Source organism: Acidiplasma cupricumulans, assembly GCF_001402935.1.
In the GTDB taxonomy this organism is placed as follows: domain Archaea; phylum Thermoplasmatota; class Thermoplasmata; order Thermoplasmatales; family Thermoplasmataceae; genus Acidiplasma; species Acidiplasma aeolicum.
In genome coordinates this window covers 1-8752 of record NZ_LKBH01000268.1, presented here as the reverse complement: position 1 = coordinate 8752, position 8752 = coordinate 1, and the positions used below count along the sequence as shown (strand labels likewise).

Sequence of the window (8752 nt, the reverse complement as noted above, 5' to 3'; positions counted from 1 at the left end):
TTATACAGGTCATTTAGTGTGGTTTTATCCATAAAATCAGAAATCCATTCAAAATTAATATTTTTTAATAATAATATCACATCATTTTTATTTGCACTGTTATTTTTCCATTCTTCAAATACTTTTAATGAGAGTTCAGTGGAATTATAAAGGTTTTTATAGCCTTTATCCTCAAGCAGTCTTGCAACCCTAAGCATTTCATTTTTCGGAACCGCACATTTTGTATCATTTCTATTATAATTATATTTCATTGCAAGTGACTGCAAAATTCTCCGCAATGACTTATATGCCCTGAAGGCTGCAAGGTTTATGACATTTTTATTTAATCTTAGACATGCAACATTTGCATCATTTACCGACATTTCTGCATACTGCCTCTCAGACCTTATTGGCAGGTGACGGTTTCCTTTATACATATTAATATTCACCGTTTTAAGCGATTATTTCATTAATGATTAAATTTTTTGGATACAAACAGATCTTATTTATTCCTGCAAATGCTTTATGTACTTTTTTATCATATTATAAACTCAGTGATTTTCTGGCATTCTTATTGGTAAAAATATATTCAATAAATATTTTAAATAATTTTAACTATACAAGCAATGGACGAAAAATTAAGAATTTCCAAAGCCATATATTTGCTTTACCTTATACAGAGAAACAGAATAGGAATTAACGTCAAATGGGCGGTGTTAAAGCCTCTAATGTCATTCCTTTTTGGTGGAAATATATTTAACGAATTAAAAGACAATCTTGTAATAAGCACATTTAATGAGGATGCAACACTGGAGGTTATAAACATCAATGACCTTTCATATGATATTGATCAGCAGGCAAAGGAGGAATTATTTCAGAGCGTAATTTCATATTTTGCAAAATTTGATGAGGTATCAGGAATTATGCATGTTGTATATTTATACAGGAAGCTTGCAACAATGATAGTTGAGACAATAATACTTAACATGAATATTAACTGCAAATCATGCAATCCTGAATTAAAACTTGCCATGCCAATAATAGTTTCCGATGATTTTTATTATTCAAAGGCATTTGCTGATTATTCAAAAAATGAAATAAAAAAACTAAAATTTGATATCAACAGTTTTACTGAATATTTAAATCAGAAATGGTTTATAAAATTAATTATAATGGTTAAGGATGGAGAATACGGAAATTACAGCTATTCAAAAACGTCAGAAAACATAGACCCTGAGTTTTATAATGGTGTTATTTTCTTAATTAAAAATGATGGGCTTGCATCCATAGTCATGCATCTTGATGAATTTTTAAGCAATAAAAAGATAAATAATGCCATAACAAAATATAATTATAAAAACCTTAGAAAGGAAAAAATAAGAAGATTCTATGACTGGTTGAGCATTGCCAATGATATAGCAGTTGGAATGGAGTTCCTTGTCGGTAGTTTTTTATTCCTTCCGAATCATAATGAGCTTGATGGTGTTTATCTTTTTATAATAGGAAGCTCCCAGCTTTTAATAAGGCCAATGATTAATATTGTGCGCAGGGCACATTTATTTTTATTATCAAAAATTAACAGATAAATTTAATTTTATATTATACATAAAGGTTTATGAAAATAAGAGTGGAAATTAAATACCTGCCAAATGTTGAGGATCCCGAGGCGCTCAGCATAAAGAGAAACCTATCCATGCTTGGATATTCCGGTATAGATGATGTTAAAACATACAAAATTTATGAGTTTACAACATCAATAAATGAGGAGGATTCAATGCGCCAGATTCAGGATATATCTGAAAATATACTTACCAATCCGGTTATTCAGGAATATAAAATAGAGAAGATAAGTGATTGAATTGTTTAACATTCTGGATGCGGATGATGATAATTTAAAAAAAATGGGCAATTCGCTTGGATTATCCTTAGATGAGATGATTGTATTAAAAAACTATTTTTCTGGACTTAAAAGGAATCCAGAGGATATAGAGATTCAGGCAATTGCACAGGCATGGAGTGAACACTCGTGCTATAAAAGTTCAAAGATATACCTTAAAAGGTATTTTTCAGGCCTAAAAAGCCCTTATACGATTTTAACAATGGAAGATGACGCCGCTGTTGTATCATTTAATGATGATTATGCGTATGTTGTTAAAATGGAAAGCCATAACCATCCCAGTGCTGTTGAGCCATATGGTGGTGCTGCCACCGGTGTTGGTGGAATTATAAGGGATGTTCTTTGCATGGGTGCCCAGCCGGTTGCCCTCATAGATTCATTATACTTTGGAAATCCAGAAAATACCAGTGGCATGTTAACAGAGAGGTTTATTATTAACAGGGTTGTTGCCGGAATCAGGGACTATGGAAACAGGGTTGGCATACCAACTGTTGCCGGTTCAGTAGATTTTGATGACAGCTACAATACAATACCACTTGTAAATGCAGGCTGCATTGGCATAGTTAAAAAGGATAAAATTGTAAGAAGCAGGGTTGAAAAGGAAAATGATATATTAATAGTCTGTGGTGGAAGAACAGGCAGGGACGGCATTCATGGTGTTAATTTTGCATCAAAAACGCTCAATGAAAATGATTCAGAGAACAGGAATGCTGTGCAGCTTGGAAATCCCATTATAAAGGAGCCATTGATACATGCAATACTTGAAATAAATGACCTTGGCATAATAGATGGCATGAAGGATCTTGGCGGTGGCGGTTTTTCAAGTGCCGTGAGTGAGCTTTTATACGCCGGCGGTTTATCTGGCATCATAAACCTGGATAATGTGCTTTTAAAGGATGCAAACATGGAACCCTGGGAGATATGGGTCAGTGAATCACAGGAAAGAATGCTTCTGGCCATGGAAGAAAAAAATTTAAAGCTTGCAGATGAGATTTTCAAAAAATGGGGTATAGAATATTCAGTAATAGGCAGAACAGTAAAAAGTGACAATTTAATCATAACATATAAGGGCAAAAAGATTTTGGATATGAATTTAAAATTTCTAACATCAGGACCGGTATATGCAAGGAATTACCGTCCGGTGATTAATAATAAATCAGATATTGCAATTAGGGAGCCAGAAAATTATGAAAAATTTATAAGGGATTTTATTTCAAGGCCAAACATATGCTCAAGGTTTAATATTGTTAGGCAGTATGATTTTACCGTTAGGGGATGCACAATAACAAAGCCATTCACCGGATTTCCGAATCATGAAACGCATTCAGACGCATCAATTATTAAGCCCCTGGAAAATTCAATGTCAGGCTTATCGATAACTTCAGGTTCCAGGGGCAAAATTGTAAGTATAGATGCATACAATGGCACAATGTGGGTACTTGCAGAGGCATACAAAAACACAATAAGCTCCGGTTCAATACCGCACAGCATTATCGATGCCCTTAATTTTGGAAATCCTGAAAACCCTGAAACAATGTTTAAATTTAAGGAATCTGTGAGGGCCATATCAGATTTCTGCAGGTATATGGATCTTCCATTGGTTTCTGGTAATGTCAGCTTTTATAACCAGTCTAAATATGGTGAAATAAAGCCCACACCCAATATACTTATGATAGGCATTATGGATAACATAGTAAAAAGGATAACACCAGATTTAAAATCCACTAATTCAGGGTTATATTTAATAGGCAATATTATTAATACGCTGGCAGGAAGCGAGTACTCAGAAATGTTTAATGCAGAATATTCATACATACCGCCTGTGAACCTCAATGACCTAAAGATATTGATGGAATTATTAAAAAATAACAGGGAAATAATTAATTCTGCACATGATGTTTCCCAGGGTGGATTAATAATGGCACTTTTAGAGATGGCATTTGGTGGGTCCATAGGCATTGATGCTGATTTATCCCAAATAGATGGCAAGTTGAACGAAAAATTATTTTCAGAGCTTGGCACGGCCATTGTTATAGAGGTTAAAAATGGCATGGAAAAAGCGTTTGAGGAGAAATTTAAATCGGTTAATCCTGTTAGGCTTGGAAAAACAGTAAATAATAAAATAATCATAAAAAATCTTGGGAAGGTTGTAATAAATGAGGAAATAGACAATTTAAGGCATATATGGGAGCATGGCCTTGATAAATATATATAATCAAAAATTTTATAATTGTTTTACATAACATATTATGGGAGATTTTATAAAAAAATTTGAATATCTGGAGGATTTAAATATAACACTGGAACTTGCATACAGATTAAATTATAACTTCAAGGGATGCGGATACATAAAGGTGTATTCAGGAAAAATAGACCCGGAAGAGGAAAATTATGAAATTTATATGGAAAGCCTTGACTGCGGAATGTCAGAGGATGAGGTTAATTCAAAATATAATAAGATGATTGGTGAAATAAGGTCCGGTGATATAGACCTGTCTTTATAGAATCATCTTCTAACAAATGTTAAATAAAACATTTAAATCATTATCCGTGAAAAAATACTGGAGAATTATTGCAGTTATCCTTATAATATCAGGAATTATCATGGTTGGCACTGGGTATCATGGACTTACCCAGATTCCTGTAAAAAACAGCGAGCATCAGATCAATTCCGGTGAGTATGAATCAGATGATTTTAACTTTTCCTCAAATTATGAGCTAATGATGATTACAAACAGCAACAATTACGGCCTTGTAAAGGAATCCATGGCAAAGTATATTTCACCAGCGAATATAAGTAAATATGCGGTAAAACCCGTTTCATCCAGTGATGGTACATTAATTTATAAAAATCTAACCGGGAATTATGTTTTTATAGCATTTAACAGCCAGAAACCATTGATGGACTATGAATTTGCAAAAATAACCGAATTCAATGATGTTAAATATTCCGGTTATCTTGCTGCCTTAGGGGCCCTATTCACCGGATCTGGCATTATCTTGCTGTTCATTTATATAGTTTATCCAAAACTCAAAAATAATAACAAAAAAATTTAAACCTATGTGTTATATTGTTTTTATGATCGTCTCCCCCCTGGATTACAGATATGGCAGAGATAAAATGAAAGGCGTTTTTTCAGAGGAAAACAGGTTAAGAATAATGCTCAGTGTTGAGGCCGCACTTGCACAGGCAGAATCGTATTATAAAATCATACCTGAAAATGCGTATAATGATATACAGAGAGTTGTTAATTCTAATCAGGTTAAACTTGAAAGGGTAAAAGAAATTGAGAAACATATAAAGCACGACGTAATGGCCATTGTTGATGCTTTAACAGAAAAATGCAATGAGGGAAAAAATTATGTCCATTTTGGGGTCACATCCAATGATATTAATGATTCTGCAACTGCAGTACAGATCCATGATGCCATAAACATCATTACATCAGATCTTATTGAATTTATGAATATTCTTATAAAATTGATAAATGAAAATATGGACACAATAATGGTTGGGAGAACACATGGCCAGCATGCCAGCCCCATTACATTTGGCCTTAAGCTTTCTGTATACCTTTCAGAGATTACAAGGCACCTTGAACGTTTAAGCGGCGCAAGGCAGAGGATAATTGTTGGAAAAATTTCTGGCCCGGTTGGAACAGGTGCCGCTTTAGGTGATAGGGCAAGGGACATTCAGAATAAAACGTGTGAGATACTCAGGATAAGGCCGGAAACTGCATCAACACAGATAGTGTGCAGGGACAGATACATAGAGTATCTGTCAATTTTAAACAATATATCAGTATCTCTTGAAAAGTTTGCCACCGAGGTCAGGAATTTACAGAGGCCTGAAATTAATGAGGTCTCAGAATATTTTAATTCGAGCGAACAGGTTGGGTCAAGCTCAATGCCCAGCAAAAGGAATCCAGTAAATGCCGAGAATATAGTGAGCCTGTGCAGGCTTATAAGGTCCTATATAATTCCGGAGTATGAGGCTGGCATACAGTGGCATGAAAGGGATTTAACAAACAGCGCCCTGGAAAGATTTACAATACCATACACATCCATACTGACGGATGATGTGCTTGCAAAATCAATTGATTTATTTAAGAACATTTATATAAATAAGGATGAAATGTTAAAAAAGGTAATTAATGATCAATTCATTATGTCTGAAAGTGTAACAGTAACCCTCGCCAGAAATGGTATGCCCCGGCAGGAGGCCCATGAATTTGTAAGGGAGGCATCAATGAAGGCCTACATGGAAAAGATTTCATTTAAAGAATCACTAATAAAAAATGGAATAGAAAAATTTATAGATAAAAGCATGCTTGATGATGCTCTTGACCCATTTAAATTCACAGGCATGTCCAGAGAAATATGTATGGGTGCCATAGAAGAGGCGGAGAATATGATTAAATACGCAACAGGTGATTTGTATGATTAATAATTTCGATAACAAAAAACTGGAAGACAAAAAAATGTATAAGCTGATACTTGAAGAAATTAATGGGGATGAAAAATCAATAACAGGGATACAGAAGTCTCTGGAACAAAAGGGAATAAACATGCACAGGCTTGTCCTTACGGGATATCTTGATGCCATGGTTGAGCTGGGAATATTAAAGGAGAAGGAAATTAAACCTGCCAGAATTTTTTCATTCCTTGATGATAGCCAGGATATTTATTCAATAGTAGGTGATGTTGCCAGATCAATGGATTCCGAAAAATCTGGACTCTATTCATTGTATTTATTGAATTATCTCTTTGAACGTCCAATATTTATGAGGGAAATTGAAAAATGCAATGTTTCACAAATTAACAAGAATGATTACAACACTGTAAACCCACCGTTAAGATCTGACTATATAAGAAAACTCGAGATGACAGGCGTAAAAATTCCACAGAGCAATTTAATGATAGAGCCAGTAAATAAGGATATTTACACAATATCAAGGCTCCTCAGGGAAATTGTTTATTCTCAGTTTGATTTAAAAAAATATAACGTGGCAAATAATAATCAGAGAACCCTGGATTGAAAAGTTTATATTTCTAAATTAACTTATAAAAAGGACAGTTATGACAATATACATGTATGTTTTAGCATATAAATTAAATGGCCAGTTCTGGTCACTGGACCCGGAGGGTAAAAAATCAGTAAACAAAAAACTTATAGATTTTATAAATGGCTTTAAAAAGAATTTAATCAGCATAAAATATTATAAATCGGTAAGGCATGATAATGATATTTTGTTCTGGTCAACAGCCTATGAACCAATAAACCTTGAAAAACTTAAGGAGGGGATTAATTCTGCACTTGGCACCTATGGCGATTCAACATACAGCATGCTTTCATTATATGAGGATTCACCGTATATTAAGGAGGGAAAAAACCTGGAGGATACATTAAAAACAGACCCAAAGAAGTATTTTGTGGCATACCCAATGAGCAAGGATCGTGAATGGTATTTAATAAACTATGAGGAACGCAGGAAAATACTCGCAGGACATATAGGAACTGCCAGGGGAGATAGGGAAAGTTCAGGAATTTTATCATATACAACGTACTCATTTGGCCTTGGAGATCAGGAATTTGTGGTTTTATATGAGGTTGAGGATCTTGCAGCCTGGTCCCATGTAACGGAAAAGCTTAGAGAGGTTCTTGCCAGAAAGTGGATAACAAACGAAACCCCAATATTTGTTGGGATTTATAATAATGATGATTTGGTTGATTAATATGTCATTAAAGGATTACCTACGTGGAAAGGATTATTTTATTGATCCACCTGAGCTGGAGCCCCTTAAGCCAGAAGATGTTATGAAAAGGCTTAATGAATATAAAATTATTGATGTAAGAACCGGCATTGAATTTCGCAGGGGCCATATAAAAAATGCGGTGCATTACAAATTAGGCCGTGAGGATGATATCGTTAAGGATTTTGGCAGGGATGCAAAGATTATCCTTGTATGCAAGACCGGACATAGAAGCAGGGCGGCAGCAAACAGGCTTGCAAGGATGGGCTATAAAAAACTTTACCACCTTGATGGTGGCATGAATACATGGAGAAAGGAAAAATTGCCTGAGGAAAAAGGAAAATAAGCCTATGCAAGCCCAAGCTGTTCCATTTCATTCTTCTGCTTGGATTTCAGCTTTAGGTTGTATCTTGTTATGTATCCGGCAAGCTCATTAAACGTTTTTTTTGTTACGCTGTTCTCAACGAAGTTCTTTAAAACCTCCTTATTGTGCTTAAAGTCCTCGTTAAATACATCCTTATTTTTCTCTATGAGCTCCTCTGCTATCCTTTTTATATTTGATGGTCTTATACTTCCCACGGTTATCACAACCTGATTTTATAAAAATATATAAAGTATTTCAAATTATGGCGGCACCACAGTAACCGGTATATTTGAATGCGCAATAATACCTGAGCTTACAGAACCCAGTATTAATTTGCTTATCCCGTGAAGCTTCCTTGTGCCTGTAATGATTAGATCAACATTGTCCTTCTCTGCCTCCTCTATGATTAATTTTGATATTTCCTCGCCGTTGGAGTTTAATTTGATTAATTCATATTTTACACCCGCTTTATCAAGTTCCTTTGATGCATGTGATAGAATTTCATCGGCTGTTTTATCCTGGCCCTCATACACAGATTCAGGTATATATGAGTCAAAACTGGCACTGATTCCAACTATTGTGGGTATTACATAAACTATTTTATATTCATTTATTGCACACTTCATACTCAATGCATATTTTAGTGCCTCCTTTGCACCCTGCGAATCATCATAAGATACTAAAACCTTCATATGGGTTTATTTTTTAAGTATATATTAATTTATTTATTTTTATGTTAGTATACCAGATCGGAAGAG

General features: G+C 34.5%; 12 protein-coding genes. 9 read left to right on the top strand and 3 right to left on the bottom strand.

What is annotated here, in order from left to right; all coding sequences use genetic code 11:
* Positions 1-416, bottom strand: a 416-nt coding sequence (locus AOG55_RS07300) for a hypothetical protein (RefSeq protein WP_201779094.1), incomplete at its 3' end; no start/stop codon positions are given.
* A gap of 189 nt (positions 417-605) precedes the next feature.
* On the opposite strand from AOG55_RS07300, the gene AOG55_RS09605 reads away from it, so the two are divergent.
* The 9 genes from AOG55_RS09605 to AOG55_RS07255 are packed head-to-tail and all read left to right on the top strand — an operon-like array spanning position 606 to position 7976.
* Positions 606-1565 (top strand): YrhK family protein, encoded by a 960-nt coding sequence (locus tag AOG55_RS09605; RefSeq protein WP_201779093.1) that lies wholly within the window; start codon positions 606-608, stop codon positions 1563-1565.
* A 29-nt stretch (positions 1566-1594) separates the two neighbouring features.
* Positions 1595-1837 carry a phosphoribosylformylglycinamidine synthase subunit PurS gene (purS, locus tag AOG55_RS07290; protein WP_048102209.1) on the top strand — a complete coding sequence of 81 codons (243 nt, stop codon included), beginning with the start codon at positions 1595-1597 and terminating at the stop codon, positions 1835-1837.
* The gene (purL, locus tag AOG55_RS07285; RefSeq protein WP_055041099.1) at positions 1830-4091 is read left to right on the top strand and encodes a phosphoribosylformylglycinamidine synthase subunit PurL; all 2262 of its coding nucleotides are present in this window, start codon (positions 1830-1832) and stop codon (positions 4089-4091) included. Before purS ends, purL begins: the two co-directional genes overlap by 8 nt.
* 34 nt (positions 4092-4125) lie before the next feature.
* Positions 4126-4380 carry a hypothetical protein gene (locus AOG55_RS07280; protein ID WP_054964280.1) on the top strand — a complete coding sequence of 85 codons (255 nt, stop codon included), beginning with the start codon at positions 4126-4128 and terminating at the stop codon, positions 4378-4380.
* 46 nt (positions 4381-4426) lie between these two features.
* Entirely contained in the window at positions 4427-4933 is a 507-nt protein-coding gene (locus AOG55_RS07275) for a hypothetical protein (RefSeq protein WP_156318798.1), read from the top strand.
* 22 nt (positions 4934-4955) lie between these two features.
* Positions 4956-6323 carry an adenylosuccinate lyase gene (gene purB / locus AOG55_RS07270; RefSeq protein ID WP_054964278.1) on the top strand — a complete coding sequence of 456 codons (1368 nt, stop codon included), beginning with the start codon at positions 4956-4958 and terminating at the stop codon, positions 6321-6323.
* Complete coding sequence (locus AOG55_RS07265) at positions 6316-6915, top strand: hypothetical protein (protein ID WP_048102565.1); 600 nt, start codon at positions 6316-6318, stop codon at positions 6913-6915. Before purB ends, AOG55_RS07265 begins: the two co-directional genes overlap by 8 nt.
* A gap of 40 nt (positions 6916-6955) precedes the next feature.
* Complete coding sequence (locus AOG55_RS07260; protein ID WP_055041097.1) at positions 6956-7612, top strand: chlorite dismutase family protein; 657 nt, start codon at positions 6956-6958, stop codon at positions 7610-7612.
* Positions 7593-7976: a rhodanese-like domain-containing protein gene (locus AOG55_RS07255; RefSeq protein ID WP_236688990.1), complete on the top strand. Its 384-nt coding sequence runs from the start codon at positions 7593-7595 to the stop codon at positions 7974-7976. The genes AOG55_RS07260 and AOG55_RS07255 overlap by 20 nt, the downstream gene beginning before the upstream one ends.
* 2 nt (positions 7977-7978) lie before the next feature.
* Here the strand turns inward: AOG55_RS07255 and AOG55_RS07250 are convergent, their stop codons facing one another.
* Positions 7979-8209: a 30S ribosomal protein S17e gene (locus AOG55_RS07250; protein WP_048102595.1), complete on the bottom strand. Its 231-nt coding sequence runs from the start codon at positions 8207-8209 to the stop codon at positions 7979-7981.
* 45 nt (positions 8210-8254) lie between these two features.
* Positions 8255-8686 (bottom strand): universal stress protein, encoded by a 432-nt coding sequence (locus AOG55_RS07245; protein ID WP_048102569.1) that lies wholly within the window; start codon positions 8684-8686, stop codon positions 8255-8257.
* Positions 8687-8752 lie beyond the last annotated feature (66 nt).